This window comes from Streptomyces sp. NPDC038707, from assembly GCF_040636485.1.
Taxonomy (GTDB): domain Bacteria; phylum Actinomycetota; class Actinomycetes; order Streptomycetales; family Streptomycetaceae; genus Streptomyces.
Map to the genome: position 1 here is coordinate 34,794 of NZ_JBEZUP010000037.1, position 16,033 is coordinate 50,826.

Annotated in this window: 13 protein-coding genes; 7 read left to right on the plus strand and 6 right to left on the minus strand. The window is 73.1% G+C overall.

Going from position 1 to position 16,033, the window contains the following annotated elements; all coding sequences use genetic code 11:
- Positions 1-34: 34 nt before the first annotated feature.
- Positions 35-1,477, minus strand: coding sequence for a hydrolase (locus AB0E62_RS33315; RefSeq protein WP_362202415.1), 1,443 nt, complete (start codon positions 1,475-1,477; stop codon positions 35-37).
- Between the two features lie 369 nt (positions 1,478-1,846).
- Here AB0E62_RS33315 and AB0E62_RS33320 point away from each other — a divergent pair, with 369 nt between their 5' ends.
- The gene (locus AB0E62_RS33320; RefSeq protein ID WP_362202534.1) at positions 1,847-2,341 is read left to right on the plus strand and encodes a nucleoside deaminase; all 495 of its coding nucleotides are present in this window, start codon (positions 1,847-1,849) and stop codon (positions 2,339-2,341) included.
- A 3-nt stretch (positions 2,342-2,344) separates the two neighbouring features.
- Here the strand turns inward: AB0E62_RS33320 and AB0E62_RS33325 are convergent, their stop codons facing one another.
- On the minus strand, positions 2,345-3,199 hold the full coding sequence (locus tag AB0E62_RS33325) for a GNAT family N-acetyltransferase (RefSeq protein WP_362202418.1): 855 nt from the start codon (positions 3,197-3,199) through the stop codon (positions 2,345-2,347).
- A gap of 433 nt (positions 3,200-3,632) precedes the next feature.
- Here AB0E62_RS33325 and AB0E62_RS33330 point away from each other — a divergent pair, with 433 nt between their 5' ends.
- Complete coding sequence (locus AB0E62_RS33330) at positions 3,633-4,007, plus strand: hypothetical protein (RefSeq protein ID WP_362202421.1); 375 nt, start codon at positions 3,633-3,635, stop codon at positions 4,005-4,007.
- Positions 4,008-4,131: 124 nt separating this feature from the next.
- Here the strand turns inward: AB0E62_RS33330 and AB0E62_RS33335 are convergent, their stop codons facing one another.
- A complete protein-coding gene (locus AB0E62_RS33335) occupies positions 4,132-4,839 on the minus strand; it encodes a chaplin (RefSeq protein WP_362202424.1) in 708 nt (235 codons plus the stop codon).
- Between the two features lie 282 nt (positions 4,840-5,121).
- Here AB0E62_RS33335 and AB0E62_RS33340 point away from each other — a divergent pair, with 282 nt between their 5' ends.
- Both AB0E62_RS33340 and AB0E62_RS33345 read left to right on the plus strand, forming a co-directional pair.
- Positions 5,122-6,759 (plus strand): alpha/beta hydrolase, encoded by a 1,638-nt coding sequence (locus AB0E62_RS33340; RefSeq protein ID WP_362202427.1) that lies wholly within the window; start codon positions 5,122-5,124, stop codon positions 6,757-6,759.
- Positions 6,760-6,962: 203 nt separating this feature from the next.
- Positions 6,963-7,490, plus strand: coding sequence for a DUF4232 domain-containing protein (locus tag AB0E62_RS33345; RefSeq protein ID WP_362202430.1), 528 nt, complete (start codon positions 6,963-6,965; stop codon positions 7,488-7,490).
- A gap of 35 nt (positions 7,491-7,525) precedes the next feature.
- On the opposite strand, the gene asnB is transcribed toward AB0E62_RS33345, so the two are convergent.
- Positions 7,526-9,367 (minus strand): asparagine synthase (glutamine-hydrolyzing), encoded by a 1,842-nt coding sequence (gene asnB, locus AB0E62_RS33350; protein WP_362202433.1) that lies wholly within the window; start codon positions 9,365-9,367, stop codon positions 7,526-7,528.
- A gap of 414 nt (positions 9,368-9,781) precedes the next feature.
- Between asnB and AB0E62_RS33355 the strand changes: the two genes are divergently transcribed.
- Complete coding sequence (locus AB0E62_RS33355; protein ID WP_362202436.1) at positions 9,782-10,876, plus strand: chemotaxis protein; 1,095 nt, start codon at positions 9,782-9,784, stop codon at positions 10,874-10,876.
- Positions 10,877-11,021: 145 nt separating this feature from the next.
- Positions 11,022-12,047 (plus strand): Gfo/Idh/MocA family oxidoreductase, encoded by a 1,026-nt coding sequence (locus AB0E62_RS33360; protein WP_362202439.1) that lies wholly within the window; start codon positions 11,022-11,024, stop codon positions 12,045-12,047.
- Between the two features lie 39 nt (positions 12,048-12,086).
- Here AB0E62_RS33360 and AB0E62_RS33365 read toward each other — a convergent pair whose 3' ends face one another.
- A complete protein-coding gene (locus AB0E62_RS33365; RefSeq protein ID WP_362202537.1) occupies positions 12,087-12,500 on the minus strand; it encodes an SsgA family sporulation/cell division regulator in 414 nt (137 codons plus the stop codon).
- A gap of 350 nt (positions 12,501-12,850) precedes the next feature.
- Here AB0E62_RS33365 and AB0E62_RS33370 point away from each other — a divergent pair, with 350 nt between their 5' ends.
- On the plus strand, positions 12,851-14,242 hold the full coding sequence (locus tag AB0E62_RS33370; protein WP_362202442.1) for a SpoIIE family protein phosphatase: 1,392 nt from the start codon (positions 12,851-12,853) through the stop codon (positions 14,240-14,242).
- A 65-nt stretch (positions 14,243-14,307) separates the two neighbouring features.
- Here the strand turns inward: AB0E62_RS33370 and AB0E62_RS33375 are convergent, their stop codons facing one another.
- Positions 14,308-15,804, minus strand: a complete 1,497-nt coding sequence (locus AB0E62_RS33375; protein WP_362202445.1) for a hypothetical protein — start codon at positions 15,802-15,804, stop codon at positions 14,308-14,310.
- Positions 15,805-16,033 lie beyond the last annotated feature (229 nt).

Sequence of the window (16,033 nt, forward strand, 5' to 3'; positions counted from 1 at the left end):
GGACGGTGCCCGCCCCCACTCCTGAGGCCCCGGCTCAGCTCACGTCGAGCGCGGTGTCGTCCAGGACGAACGACGTCTGGTACTTGGAGCCCTCGGTGCCGGTGAACTTCAGGGTGACGGTCTGTCCCGCGTAGCCGCCGAGGTCGAAGGCGCGCTGGGTGTAGCCGGTGGCGGCGTCGAGGTTGGAGTACGTGGCCAGGGTGCGCAGCACCGTGCCGGACGCGTTCAGGACCTGGACCTTGAGGGTGTCGTAGGCCGTGCCGGTGGTGGTCTCGGCGGTGTCCACGTGGAGGTGGAAGCTCAGCCTGGCCGCGCAGCCGGACGGGAGGGTCACCGACTGGGCGAGGGTGTCGGTGCCGGCGGTGCCGTTGCCGTCGAGCCAGGCGTAGTGGGAGCCGGAACGGGCGGCGCGGGCCGTGGAGTCGGTGATCACCCCGCTGGTGCCGGTCCAGACGGTGCTGCCGGACTCGAAGCCGTTGTTGCCGAGGAGCTGGGCGGCGGTGCAACTCGTCGAGCCGCCGCCGGTGCCGGTGCCGCTCGCGCCGGACAGCCACTCGGTGGCGTTGAGCGCGAGGACCGCGTTGGTGGCGGTGGAGTCGTTCCAGCCGTCGTAGAGGGTGTTGCCGGACTGGCCCGTGCCGTCGTCGGCCGGGGAGCTGTCGCCCCAGAAGGCCACCCGGCCGCTGCCGAACGTGCTGGTGGCGAAGAAGGCGCCGGTGTTCCCGGAGTACCCGGTGCGGTAGAGCAGGCCCTTGACGGCGGGGTTGTCGGCGGGCTTGAGGGTGGCGGTCGTGCCGCTGGCGATCAGGCTCTTGGTGACGGTGCCGAAGGAGCCGTGCAGCACCGGGTCGGTGCTGTCGCCGATCGCGGCGGGGTGGTCGGAGCCGATGCTCAGCGAGTCGACGGAGAAGCCGAACGGGTCGGTGGAGTCGACGCCGTTGTTCGTCATCAGGTCGTTGAAGATCTCCACCGCGTCGTAGCCGTCGTTGTTGCGGTCGGCTCCGGTGTGGTCGGAGATCATGAACAGTCCGCCGCCGTTCTTGACGAAGTTCAAGATCGCCGACTTTTCGGCGTTGGTGAAAGGCGTGTTGGGTTCGGGCAGGACCAGCGTGTCGAAGTTCGACAGGTCGGTGGCGGAGGTGCCGCCGTAGCCGAGGCTGGAACCCGACGGCAGGGTCTTCAGGCTGTAGCCGCCGGTCTTCTGCAGCGCGACGCCCCAGGAGGACAGGGCTCCGGTCCAGTCGGTCTCGGCGGACGGGGAGGAGTCCTGGCCGAGCGGGTCGGGCTGGCTGGTGGAGATGATCCAGTCGGCGTTGCCGGCCGTCTCGGCGTGGGCGTTGTCGAACAGGATGCGGTGGGTGGCCGCCGCGTGGGCGGGGGTGCCGGTGCCGAGCTGTACGGCGACCGAGGTGAGCAGCAGCGCCGCACCGGCCAGGGCGGTGGTGCCACTGCGGCGGGATCGTCTCGATCCGAGCATCCGTCGAACCTCCGTGAAGGGTGGGGAGAGGCGGTGCGGCGCCAAGTCTGCGCGCGTAGAACCGGCTTGGGGTGTCGTCCACGCGTCGGGTGGCTGAAATGTACATGGCGGAGAGGGCGGGTGAACAGGGGGTTCGGCGGCGACCGGAGCGCGCCGGGCGCGGGGACGCCGCCGTGGGGCGCGCTCCCGGCAGTGCCGCTTGCGGTCGCCGCGGTCGCGGCGGGGTGCCGGTACGCGGTGCCGGTACGCGGTGCCGGTACGCCTCCCGGCGGGGGTGGCACGGAATTGCCTCGGAGGCAAAGCCCCTGGCGGGGCCGGGTGCGATGGCCGTAACGTGCCCGGCCGGAGATCATGACGTACGGAGGTGAGCTGATGGTGCGCGACGGTGAGCTGCGGTATCTGCGCCGCTGTGTCGAACTGGCCGAGGAGGCGCTGGACGCCGGCGACGAGCCCTTCGGGTCGGTCCTCGTGGCCGGGGACGGGACCGTGCTGGCGGAGGACCGCAACCGGGTGGCGGGCGGGGACCGCACCCGGCATCCCGAGTTCGAGCTGGCCCGCTGGTCGGCCGCGCACCTGACGCCCGGGGAGCGGGCGGCGGCGACCGTCTACACCTCCGGCGAGCACTGCCCGATGTGCGCGGCGGCGCACGCCTGGGTCGGGCTCGGCCGGATCGTGTACGTCCTCTCCTCCGTACAACTGTCCGGGCTGCTGGGTGAGTTGGGTGTACCCGCACCGCCCGTGCGGACCCTGCCGGTGCGGGACGTCGCACCCGGGGTGACCGTGGAGGGGCCGGTGCCCGAACTGGTGGACCAGGTACGGGAGTTGCACCGCCGCTTCCACTCCGGGCGGTCCCGGCTCGGCTGAGGGTCAGCCCAGTTCGAGCGTGGTGACGCCGAACACCCGCTCCTGGGCGTAGGCGCGCACCGGGCCGGTGTACATCCGGGCGGTCTCGAACGAGGGCCGCAGGCCCGCTTGTTCGGCGAGGGCCACGCCGGCCTGGTTCGGCTCGGGCACGTCGATCGCGATCTCCCGGCCGGTCACCCCGGCGGTGAGGGCGGCGAACAGGGCCCGGGCGTCGGCGGCGGTGTCCGCGAAGAGGGGGCCGATGCGCAGGGTGTCATGGCCGGGGCGGAGCACACCGTAGCCGGTCAGGCGCCCGCCGTTCGCGCGCACGACGGCCTGGTGGCCGGGCGCGGTGAGCCACTCGGCGAGGAACCGGGGGCGGTCGGCGGGGTGGCAGGCGCTGTCGTAGGCCGTGATCGCGGCGAGGTCGGCGGGGCCGGCCGGACGGGTGCCGGCGGGCGGCTCGGCCTCGCGGGCGGGGCCGGTGAACCGGATGGTGCGGTGGGCGAACCGGAAGCCGGACTGGCGGTAGTTGTCCTGCTGGGCGACGACTCCGTCCAGGCCGACGGTCCGGTTCCCGGCGTGTGCCAGCGCGGTCTTCCAGGTGGTGAGGCCGTGTCCCCGGCCGCGCAGACCGGGGCGGACCAGGTAGCAGCCGAGGAAGGCGAAGTCGGGGCCGTGGTTGACCAAGGAGATGGCGGAGACCGGCTCCCCGTCGATCCGGCCGAGGAAGAAGCCGTCGGGGTCCTGGGCGAAGAAGGCGGGACCGTCGGACAGCCCGGGATTCCAGCCCTCCGCCGCCGCCCACCCGCTGATCACCGGCCAGTCGGCGAGGGTGGCCTGGGTGACGACGAGGTCCTGGGGGGCCGCAGAGGTCATCGGTGCGCTCCGTTTCCGTCGGGGTCGAGGGCGGGTTCGGTGCCGGGCTGTCGTACGGCACGGCCCTCGGCCGTGCCGCCCGCAGCATCCTTCCGGATCAACGCGAGCCGCGCCACGGGGAGATCGGCCGAGGGGCACCGTGAGACCCGCCCGACCGCGGCGGCGCACGGCGAGCCGCGCTCACGGCGAGGGGCCCGCTGGGCAGTTCTGCCCCCTGACGCGTGGGCAATTGCACCTCTTGTCCGGCGCAGCGGAAACAAGGACCTTGGTAGGGCGACCCGCTTCGTCGGCAAGGCGCTTCGTCGCGCCGGGCGGGAAGAAACCAGGGCATGCCGCGCCTTTGACGGCGCCCGTTGACTGCCGCACGCAACCCTCTGCGTACTCCGTTCCTCTCGCAGTCATTCGCGTGTACGCAGAAAAATCAGGAGGAGTCATGCGCAATCGCCTCGCAATTCTCGTCACCGCAGCAGTGCTGCCCCTGACCGGCGTGGCCTCGCTCGCAGCAGCGGGGCCGGCGGCCGCCGACCCGAACAGCAAGACGGTCACGGTCACCGGCAGGGTCACCGACTGTGAGAACGAGGCCTCTCCCGTCAGCGTGACGATCACCACGAGCAAGGAATCCCAGACCGACGACAGCGGGGCCGTGGCCAGCAACAACAGGTACTCGGTGACCTTCAAGAACATCGCCAAGAAGGGTCGGGACGCCGTGGCCACGGTGAAGTGCAAGGACGATTCGTACACGGACGCGTTCAAGATCATACGGCCCGCCGACGACTCGAAGACCTTCACACGGAACATCGAACCGTAGGGTCCGCGAAAGAGGTGCGGGACGGCCGGCGGCCGCACGGCAAGGGCGTGCGGCCGCCGAGCCGGGTTCCGGCGCCAATTGGTCTACGTGGACGCTGCCCCCGGTCCCGGTCCGGGGCGGTGGGTCAGTGGTGGTGGGCCGGGCGGAAGCGGCGGTAGAGGAGGGCGCCCGCGACGATGAGCGCGGTGCTGCCGGCCGCGGCGGGGGCGGTGGCGTCCGCTCCGGTGTGGGCCAGGGCGGACACGGTCGGGCTCGGGTCGTGCCGGGTGGGGTGGGGCCGGGTGGGGGGCTGCGGCTTCGGGGCCCGGGGCTTCGGTGCCGGGGTGTGGCGGGCGGGGGTGTGCGGGGCCGGGCGCGGGGTGTCGCCGGGGCCGTTGACCGCCTGGTTCCCGAACACCGGGTTGCCCACGCCGACCACGTCGACGCTGTTCCCGGTGATGTTCACCGGCAGGTCGACGGGGAGCTGGACGCCGTTGCCCGAGACCGCGCCCGGCGAGTCCGCGGTGCCGCCGTGGGCGGACGCCCCGCCGGAGGGGGAGGCCGCCGTGCCCCGCCCCGCACCGTCGGCCCGCGCTCCGCCGGTGTTCGCGCAGGTGTTGCCGGCGGCCGGGTTGAGCAGTCCCACGATGTCGACCGTGTTGCCGCAGGCGTTGACCGGCACGTGCACCGGGAGCTGGATGCCGTTGCCGGAGACCAGCCCGGGTGAGCCGGCCGCCGCGCCCCGGGCGCCGGCCCCGTCGGCCGCGAAGGCGGTGGACACCGGGAGCGCCACGGCCATCGCACCGGACGCGGCGGCGACGGCGATCACACCGCTACGGGTAGCCCGTCTCATAGGTTCCCTGCCTTCCAGAGATCGCGCGGGCACTCACCCGCACCACCTAAAACGCCCGTGACCCATCCGGGTTATGGCTTATCGGTCATTCAACCCAACGAGCGGCACCGACCTCGAACTCCGTGCACAGCAGTCGAATGATCACCAACGGGCAGGGAGGGGCGCAGGATACGACGGCGGGTGCCGTCCCGCTCGCCGGGAGGCGGGCCCGAAAGAGGCCGCTTATGGTGATCCGAGGGCGTCGTCCCCGGTCCGTGGCGGGCGCGTCTCCGGAGGCGATCCATGCTGGCCACGCTGTCCACCCGGCTCCTCGTGCGGCGCTGCGCGGGTGCCTCGGCGCTCGCCGTGGCGCTGCTCGGTGCCGGGCTGCCCGCCACCGCCGCCGACCGGCCGCAGCCCGACCTGACCCGCTTCTACCACCAGCGGCCGGCGTGGGCCGCCTGCCCGGGAGCGGACATGCCGGAGGACCTCGAGTGTGCGAAGGTCACCGTCCCGCTCGACTACGCGCGGCCGGGCGCCGGCACCCTCGACCTGGCGCTGGCCCGCTACCGCGCGACGGGCCCGTCACACGGATCGGTGGTGCTGAACTTCGGGGGCCCGGGCGGCGCCGGAATCCCCGAACTGGCAGCCGAAGGCAGACAGTTCATGGATCTGACCAATGGCTACGACGTGGTCACCTTCGACCCGCGCGGCGTCGGGCGCTCCTCCCCCGTCAGCTGCGGCGAGGACGGCACCGCGGTCCCCGCGGTGCCCAGGCACGGCGCGGGGAACGACGGGTCACAGGACCTCTTCCGGCAGTTGCGGCAGGTGGCCGAGGAGTGCGCCCGCAACTCCGGCCCGGTGCTGCCCCACATCGGCACCGTGAACGCCTCCCGCGACCTGGACGTCATCCGCCAGGCGCTCGGCGACGGGAAGCTCGACTACCTGGGCTTCTCCTACGGCACCCGGCTCGGCGCGGTGTACGCGGCGCAGTTCCCGGACAAGGTGGGCCGGTTCGCCCTGGACGGGGTGGACACGCTGACCGAGTCGCCGGCCGACCAGGGGCTGGCGGGCGCGGAGGGGCAGCAGCAGGCGTTGGACGACTTCCTGGACTGGTGTACGACGGATGTCGGCTGTCCGTTCGGGCAGGACCGGCGCCGGGCCGGGGACGAGGTGGTCCGGCTGGTGCGCTCGCTCGACCGGGACCCGGTGCGGACGGACTTCGGCGGCTCCTTCACCGGCCAGGACCTGGTGGGCGCCCTCGCGCAGGGCCTGTACAGCAGGCAGCTGTGGCCGCCGCTGGAGCGCGCGCTGGCCTCCCTCGTGGAGGACGGCGACACCCGCCGGGTCCTGGCCTTCGCCTCGGGCGGCACCGGGCTGCCCCACGGCCGCCGGCTCACGGACCGCACCGGCCCGCCCGCCGCCCCCCGGCACACGGACGGCGGGCTGGTGGACGCCGCCGACGTCCCCGCGGACAACCTCCCGGCCGCGCTGATGGCGATCAACTGCGCGGACGACCCCGACCGGCCCGACGCGGCGCGGCTCACCCGGGAGATGAGCACGCTGCGGGCCGCGTACGACCACGCCTCACCGATCTTCGGCCGTTACCGGCTCACCCAGCTGCTGCTGTGCTACGGCCGGCCCCGGGGCACCGACTTCATCCGCGAGCGGGTCAAGAACGTGCCCACGGCGAAGATGCTGCTCGTGGGAACGCGGGGGGATCCGGCGACCCCGTACCGGTGGACCGTGGAGACCGCCCGCCGGCTGGGCCCCTCGGCTGTGGTGCTGGACAACAAGGGTGAGGGCCACACCGGGTACTCCTCCTCCATGTGCGTGCACCACAAGGTCAACGACTTCCTGCTCTACGGCACCCTGCCCGCCAGCGGTGGCTCCTGCCCGGCGGACGCCCCCGCGGCCGTCGGCCCGGAGGGCGCCGGCTGACGGCCGCGCACCCGCCGTCCGATGCCGAACGTGACACGACCGGGTGACGGCCGCCGGCCGGGGCAACCTCCCGGCCGCGCCGGCCGTCACACAGGGCAGGGGCTTCGGCCGCCGTTCACCACGACGTGTCCGGCCCGGGCCGTCGTCCAGTTCCGCGAGCCGGGCGGACAGCCCCGCTCCCGACCACGACAGGGGGACACCCCATGCGCATCCGCGCCGCCATCGCCGTACCCGCCGCCGTCTCGGCCGCCGCGGCGGCCCTGCTCCTGACCGCGTCGCAGAGCCAGGCCGCCGCCGGCGGCGAGCCGCCCGCCCGCTGCGCCGAGCCGGCGCTGACGGTACGGGCGAAGGCCGCCACCGGCCATCCGACGGTGGTGCGGTTCAGCGTCACCAACCGCACCGCCCGCGCCTGCGTCGTGGACCGCGTGCCCACGGTGACGTTCGGCGATCTGGACGGGGCCGCGCTGCCGGTGCCGGAGGGCGGCACCGGCACGTACCGGCTCGCGGCCGGCGGCACCGCCTACGCCGCCGTGCGGACCATCGGCGACCCGGCGGACCCCGAGGCCCGCCGGGCGGACTCGGTCACGGTGGCGGCGTCGGCCGCGCACTGGGGCCGGTCCTTCGGACCCGGAGAGCTCGGCACCGGACGGCAGGTGCTGGTCTGGGAGCCGGTGACCACCTGGTGGCAGCCGACGGCCCAGGCCGCGGACCGGATCATCGGACTGGACTGAGCGCCCGGCCGGCCCGCCCGGACCGGGCACCCGGCTCAGCCGAGCACCAGTTCGGGCGCGTACAGGTCCAGCCACCCGGCGAGGTCCAGGGTGCGTTCCAGACCGCGCCGGGCCGCCTGGGTGCTGACCGGGGTGTCGCGTTCGGAGGCCGCCCGCACCCGGTCCCGGTCGAGCAGGTCGAACACGGGGTGGGAGGGCCGGGCCAGCAGCTCCTTGACCTGCTCCTGGAGCGCGCGGGCGTAGCCGGGGTCCTGGGTGGACGGGTAGGGACTCTTCACCCGGTCGTACACGGACTTCGGGAGGAGATCCGCCGTGGCCTCCCTGAGCAGGCTCTTCTCCCGGCCGTCGAAGGACTTCAGGGCCCAGGGCGTGTTGTAGACGTACTCGACCAGCCGGTGGTCACAGAAGGGCACCCGGACCTCCAGGCCGACGGCCATGCTCATGCGGTCCTTGCGGTCGAGCAGCATGCGCACGAAGCGGGTCAGGTGCAGATGGCTCATCCGCCGCATGCGGTACTCGAAGTCGCTCTCGCCGTCCAGCCGGTCGATGCCGGCAACGGCCGTGCGGTAGCCGTCGGCCACATAGCCTTCAAGGTCCAGAGCCTTGGCTATATCGGCTCGCACCACATCGGCGTCCTCCCCGAAGTGGCGGTTCATGGTGGCCAGCCACGGGAAGGTGTCGGCGTGGCGCGCCTCCTCGTCGAAGAACTGCAGATAGCCGCCGAATACCTCGTCCGCGGACTCGCCGGACAGAGCCACCGTGGACTTCTCCCGGATGGCGCGGAAGAGGAGCAGCAGCGAGCTGTCCATGTCGCCGAGGCCGGAGGGCAGGTCACGGGCCCGGATCACCCGCTCGCGCACGCCGGGGTCGGAGAGGGCGTCGGAGCCGAGCACGATGTCCTGGTGCTCGGTGCCGGCGAGCCGGGCCACGTCGTGCACGAAGGGGGTGTCGGGCGTGCCGCGCAGCTCGTCGGCGACGAAGTTGTCCGCCTGCCCGGCGAAGTCGACGGCGAAGCTGCGCACCTTCTCGCCGTGCACGCCGAGCTGCCGGGCGGCGAGCGCGGTCATGGCCGAGGAGTCGAGTCCGCCGGAGAGCAGGGTGCAGCGCGGCACGTCGGAGACCAGTTGGCGGCGCACGATGTCATCGAGGAGCGAGCGCACGGTGGCGATGGTGGTGTCACGGTCGTCGGTGTGCGGGCGGGTCTCCAGGCGCCAGTACACGCGGGTGGACAGGCCGGAGCGGTCGACGGTGACGACGGTGCCGGGTTCCACCTCGGCCATGCCGTCCCAGACGGCGTGTCCCGGCGTCTTGATCATGACGAACAGCTCGCGCAGGCCGTCCAGGGTGACGCGGGGCCGGGCCAGCGGGTTGGCGAGGACCGCCTTGGGTTCGGAGCCGAACAGGACGCCGTCGGGGGTCCGGTAGTAGTAGAAGGGCTTGATGCCCATGCGGTCGCGGATCATCACCAGCTTGTCGTGCCGGCCGTCCCAGACGGCGAACGCGTACATGCCGTTGAGCCGTTCGGCGACCGCGTCGCCCCACTCCAGATAACCGTGCAGCACCACCTCGGTGTCGGAGTCGGTGGTGAACCGGTGCCCGCGGTCGGCGAGTTCCCGGCGCAGTTCGGTGAAGTTGTACGCCTCGCCGGAGTAGACCATCGCCACGGTGCCCCCGGGCGTGGACACGGACATCGGCTGACGGCCGCCGGGCAGGTCGATGATGGCGAGCCGGCGGTGTCCCAGGGCGGCGGGGCCCTCGGCCCAGGTGCCGCGGTCGTCCGGGCCCCGGCAGGCCATCGTCTCGGTCATCGCGTCCAAGGCGGCGGCCTCGGTGGTCAGATCACGGTCGAAGGAGACCCATCCGGTGATGCCGCACATGCGCTACCTCCTGCCTCCGGCCGCCGGCGGACCTCCGCTCACCTGCGTCTTCCTCGGGAACGGCAAGGCGGCCGGGCAAACCAGTTGTATCGAGCATCTATATCGAGAGTCCGTCAGACGTCCGGCCGAGTCAACGCACCGGAAACACGGGACGGGTATCCCGCTCCACGGTTTCGGCCGCGTTTTGCCTCAGCAAAATCCACGGATCCGCACGTTGCCGGACACTGGCCGACAGGATCCGGCCACAGGCAAAAACTTCCTCAAGTAAACGACGTGTTACGTCTTCGCGATCAGAAACCCCACAGGCAGGACCTGGAGGGCGGGCGGCGGTGACACCACAGGGGCCCGCAGGGATCCACAGGAGTCCGGATTACCCCGAATGCCGTAAAGGTGATTCCGCCCTATCGTGCTGTCATGGAGCACGCACTGAGTCCCGCGACCCTCGCCGAACTGCGCCGCCCGCGCCCCTATCCGGCGGTCTCCGTGCTGACCCCGACGCACCGCCGGCAACGCGGGAACGGCCAGGACCAGGTCCGGCTGCGCAACGCGCTGACCGAGGCGCGCCGGCGCCTGGAGTCCGACCCCGCCGTCACCCGCGAGCGCCGCGCCGACGTCGAGGCGCAACTCGACCAGGCCCTGGCCGAGGTCGACCTGACCCACCCCGAGGACGGTTTGCTGATCTTCGCCGCGCCGGGTGAGCACCAGGTGTGGTCCCTGGCCCGGCCCGTACCCGAGCGGGTGGTGCTGTCGGACACCTTCCTCACCCGCAACCTGGTGTCGGCCCACGCAGCCGAGCGGCCGTTCTGGGTGCTGTCGCTCTCCGCCGACCGCGTCACGCTGTGGAGCGGCGGCGCCGGACGGGTGATCGAGGAGCACACGGGCGGCTTCCCCCTGATCCGCGCCCGGGAGAACTTCGACGCCGAGCGGCTCATGCGGATCGGCGACCAGCCGAGCACCTTCCGCGACGAGGACACGCGCCGGTTCCTGCGCGAGGCGGACACCGCCATGAGCAGGGTCCTGCGCAGGGCACCCCGGCCGCTGTACGTCACCGGCGAGCAGGCGGCCCTGTCCCTGATGGAGGAGGCCGGCAGCGTCGTGCGGTGTGCCGTGCCGGTACCGCACGGCGGACTCGCCCACGCCGGTCCCGAGGCGGTGTGGCAGGCCGTCCGGCCGGTCCTGGAGGAGGAGTCCCGCAAGGACGCCGCGTCCGTCGTGCGGGAGCTCACCTCGGCGCGCGGGCGCCGGGCCTACGCGGCGGGGGTGGACGAGCTGTGGCAGAGCGCCCGGGACGGCCGCGTCCGGCTGCTCGCCGTGGAGGAGAACTACCGTACGACCGTCCGCGAGACGGGCGACCACCTGGAACCGGCCCCCTCCGGCGACCTGGACGCCCGTGACGACATCGTGGACGAGATCGTCGAACGGTGCCTGGAGACCGGGGCCGACGTGCGGTTCGTGCCGGACGGCACGCTGGGCGACGCGAACGGCATGGCCGGGGTACTGCGGTACTGAGCCACGGGGCCGCGGCGGGCGCAGCCCTGCCCGCGCCCCGACCCCCGCTCCCCGCTCCCCGCGCCCCGACCCCCGCTCCCCGCTCCCCGCTCCCCACTCCCCGCGTACGCTACGGGCGTGATCATCGGCGTAAGGGAGCGCGCGCATGGGTGAGCTGCTGGGGGTGGCGGTACTGGGTGCCGGACACATGGGAGCGGACCACATACGGCGTCTCGACCGGGTGGTGAGCGGCGCCAGGGTCGCGGCCGTCGCCGATCCCGACCTCGCCCGGGCCGAGGCGGCGGTGGCGGGTCTGGACGGGGTCACCGTGCACACCGACCCGCTGGCCGCGCTCGACGCGCCCGGCGTCGCGGCGGTGCTGATCGCCTCCCCCGGTCCCGCGCACGAGGAGGCCCTGCTCGCCGCCTTCGCCCGCCGGCTGCCGGTGCTGTGCGAGAAGCCCATGGTGCCGGACTCCACCGGTGCCCTGCGCATCGTGGAGGCCGAGGCGGCGCTCGGCCGCCGGCTGGCGCAGATCGGCTTCATGCGCCGCTACGACGCCGAATACCTGAGGCTGAAGGCGCTGCTGGACGGTGGCGGTCTGGGCCGCCCCCTGATGCTGCACTGCACCCACCGCAATGTCTCCTCCCCCGGCCACTTCACCAGCGCCATGCTGATCAACAGCTCGGTGTCGCACGAGATCGACGCGGCCCGCTGGCTGCTCGGACAGGAGCTGACGGCGGTCACCGTGCTGCGGCCCACGCCGTCCTCGCGCGCGCCCGAAGGTCTGTCCGACCCGCAGTTCGTGCTGTTCGAGACCGAGTCGGGGGCCCTGGTGGACGTCGAGGTCTTCGTCAACTGCGGTTTCGGCTACCAGGTGCGCTGCGAGGCCGTGTGCGAGGCGGGCAGCGCGCGGATCGGCGAGGCGCACACCATGGTGGTCACCACCCGGGACGGCGCCCGGGAGGAGGTGGCGCGGGACTACCTCGTCCGCTTCGCCGACGCCTACGACCGGGAGGTGCAGTCCTGGGTCGACGCCACCCGGCGCGGCGAGGTCACCGGTCCGAGCGCCTGGGACGGGTACGCGGCGTCCGTGGTCGCCGAGGCGGGCGTGCGGTCCCTGGAGACCGGCGCCCGGGTGGCCGTGGAACCGGCCCCGCGCCCGGCGCTGTACGCCCGGCCCGGCGGCTGACGCCACGACCGGCGCGGGCCGGGGTCCCGCCGCGCGGGCTCACACGCCTCCGAACAGCGCGCTCAGCCCCCGCTCCACCACCGCCGACACGTCCTCCTCGCCACTCGCCACCACCTGGTACGTGCGCCGCAGGAAGCAGCGCAGCGCGGCGGCCCGGAAGCGCAGCAGGGCCATGCCGTGCGGCGAGTGGAGTTCCAGGACGGTCCGGGTGCGGCCGCAGGGCCAGATCCGCACGTCCCCGCGGCCGGCGGGGGCGCTGAGCCCCTCGTCGAGCAGGGAGCGCGCGAAGGTCCAGGTGACCTCCTCGCCGTGCAGGGCGGCCTCGGCGGGGAAGTCCAGGTACACGGCGAGCGGGTCGTCCGCGGTGTAGCGCAGCGTGGCGGGCACGGGGACCTCCAGGTCCCCGGGCGCGACGAGGCGGGCGTGGGCGAGCTGTGCGACGGTGGTGTCCATGCTCATAAGGAGTGCGTGAGGACCGCTCGCATGCCGTCAATTCCGGTCAGAGTTCGGCGGGTACCGGCCGCTCCACCGCTCCGTGACGCACAGCGGTGTCGAACGTCCGCGCGAGCGCCGCCCCGAGACGGCTCGCCTGACCCAACACCCGTACGATTCCTACGACTTGGACGAGGTGCCGGGTACGCCATTCGTCCCCATGGATCCCGCCGAGAGGACTCTGGCATATGCCGATGGCACCACCGTATCGGGTGTTGCCAAATCCCTTACAGGCAGTCTCGGGCTGTGCGAGAGTCGTCATGGTCCCCCGCCGCCGCCCGCCGTACCGTCCCCCCATTCCGGAGTGCGTCATGCCGTCCCCAGTCTCCGCGGACCGCCCAGCAGCCCAGCCGCCGGGCCGTGGCTCGGTCGAGGCGCTGATAAGGCAGACGCGACAGCTCAAGGGCGACGTCGACGCCGTACGGCGTGACACCCGCAGTGACGGTCCGGACCCCGAGGAACGCTGGCAGCGCGCCCTGTACGACCTGGCCCTGCACCAACTGAACGACCTCGACGCGCACTTGGCGCAGCTGCGGGACGGCCCGGTCCGGCCCGCCGGGCCGGCCGCGCCGGGCGGTTCGCTGCTCCCGCGCGTCGGCAGCGCCGAGTGGGACCTGTTGACGGACCAGGCCATCTGGTCCCCGGAGCTGTACCACATCCTCGGCCTCGACCCGGCCCGCCCCGCCCTCACCCTGGACGAGCTGCCCGGCCTGGTCCTGGGGGAGGACCGGCCGCGGCTCACCGCGATGGTGACGGCCTGCCTGGTCGACGCCAAGCCGATCGACGGCGAGTTCCGCGTCGTACGGCCCGACGGCACCGTACGGACCGTGCACATGATGGGCGAACCCGTGCTCGGCGCCGACGGCGGCACGGCCTCCATGTGGGCCGTGCTCCGTGACGTCAGCGAACTGCGCCGCAGCCAGCGGACGGTGCACGAGACCCGTGACTCGCTGCACCGGCACCGCCGGGAGCAGACCGGACACCGGATCGCGGCCGGGTTACCGGAGGCCGTAATGCCGCCCTGGCACGGCTCGTTACGGCTCCCGCACCAGGGTCCGGCGGCCCTCGACCTGGCCGCCCACCGCCTCCCCGCCGAGACCGCCACCCTGATCGGCACGGACTGGTACGACGCGCTGGAACTGGCCGACGGCCAGACCCTGCTCACCGTGGGCGGTCTCACCGGAGAGGGCGTGGCCGTCGCCTCCGGCACGGCGATGCTGCTCGGCGCCGTACGCGGCATGGCGATGTCCGGTACCCGGCCCGGCCGGCTGCTCACCCTGCTCAACCGGCTGCTGGACACCACCGCGCAGCCCGCCCTCGGCAGCGCCGTCTGCTGCCGCTACCTGCCCGCGACCCGCACGCTGGTCTGGGCGCGCGCCGGACACCCCGCCCCGCTGCTGTACCGCGACGGGACGGGGCACCTGCTGGACGCACCGGACGGCACCCCCCTCGGCGCCTCCCCGGGCAGCGCCTACGACGAGTCCGCCGTCCCCCTGCGGCCGGGCGATCTGCTCCTGCTGCACACCGGCGCGCTGCTGCCGGAGCACGGCGGGACGACGGCCGTGGACCGGCTGCTCGGCCTCGCCACCCGGTTCGGCCCCGGGCACACCGCACAGGACTGTGTGCGCACGGTCGTCAAGGAGTTCGGCGGGCCCGGACGCGAGGACGACGCGTGCGTACTCGCCGCCAGGGTCACCGCATGACGACGGTCACCACCTGATCGCCCGTCACCGCGCGCCGGCCACCGGCCGGGCGGCGCACAGGTCCCCTACACCTGTGCGCCGGCACCGTCCTTCTTGGCCCGCTGCTTGGGCAGGGAGATCATGATCTCCTCGCGCAGCTCCTGGATCTTCGGCAGGTCGGCGTACTGCGCGGTCAGCCGGTACATCTGCCGCAGCCGGTCCCAGGTGCGGCGCGAGGAGTTCGAACCCATCGCCATCAGCGCCAGTCGCGCGTAGCGGTCCGCCTGTTCGGGATCGTCGGCGATGAAGCAGGCGGACGCCATGGAGAGATGGTCGAAGATCTTCGACCGCTCCCGTCCGTCCACCCGCAGGGCGAGCGCCTTCTGCGCGTAGTGCTGGGCGTGTTCGGCCGCGCCGGGGTCGAACTCCGCCAGGGTGCGGTAGGCAAGGGCCTGCATGCCGTACAGATCCTCGTCCTTGAAGGTCTGCATCCAGCCCGGTGTGGCCGCGTCCCGCCGGTCGGCGACGAACAGGTCCTCCGCCCGGCCGAGCGTGCGGCGCATCGCCTGCCCCTTGCCCATCGCCGCCTGCGCCCAGGCCTCGATGGTGTGGAACATCGCCTTCGTACGCGGCTGGAGACGGTCCCCGGCGCCGGACTGGGCGAGTTTCATCAGGTCCAGGGCCTCGTCCGGGCGGCCGAGGTGCACCATCTGCCGGGCCGCCCGGGACAGCGCCTCCCCGGCGCGCGGGCGGTCCCCGCCCTCTCTGGCGGCGTGGGCGGCGATGACGAAGTACTTCTGCGCCGTGGGCTCCAGGCCGACGTCGTGCGACATCCAGCCCGCGAGGACGGCCAGGTTGGCGGCGACGCCCCACAGGCGCCGCTGGAGGTGGGGGGGATGGTGGTAGGCGAGCATGCCGCCCACCTCGTTGAGCTGGCCCACCACCGCCTTGCGCTGGAGTCCGCCGCCCCGGGCCGCGTCCCAGGCGCGGAACACCTCGACCGAGCGCTCCAGCGCCTCGATCTCCTGGGATCCGACGGGGGCGGCCTCGTACCGGTCGAAGCCGGCCGGATCGGCGTGCAGAGGGTCGTCGAGAACAGGGGCGTCGGCCCGCAGGGCCGGATCGGTGTGCAGCCACTCGTACATGGCACCGCTGAGTGTGGATCCCGTGGCGAGCGCGGCACCCGCGCCCACCAAGCCGCGTCGGTTGAGCATGAGGTCCATTCCCGTGAATTCGGTGAGGACCGCGGCGGTCCGCTCGGGCGGCCAGGGCAGGCCGTCGGGGTGTTCCTCGGTCCCGTCGCCCTGCCGTCTTCCCGCACGCCCCTGCCGTACCAGACCGAGGTCCTCGATGGTCACGACACGGCCGAGACGCTCGGTGAACAGGGCCGCCAGCACCCGCGGCACGGGATCGCGCGGGATCTCTCCCATGTCGATCCACCGCCGCACCCGGGAGGTGTCGGTCGCCAGCTGGAGGTGGCCCATGGCCGCCGCCTGCCGGTTGACCAGTCTCGCGAGTTCACCCTTCGACCAGTCGGTCAGGCGGAACAGGTCCGCAAGGCGGGTGTTGGGTCGTCCGCTCACGTCAAGCCCCCAGGTTCTCGGCTGAGTTGACAGTAGCCGGGTGCGGGTTGCCGGGCGACTATTCGCCACGGTTCGCCAGGGTGCGCCAGATGGTGTGCCACCGCTCATCGGGTGTCAGGTAGGAAAGCGCCACCCCGACCTGGTCCGCCACCTTCCGGTGACGGCCGTCCGGTCGCACATGCCGGGCACATTCCCCAGGGTGTGCCCGGAGGGCCGGGTCGGGTGGGCG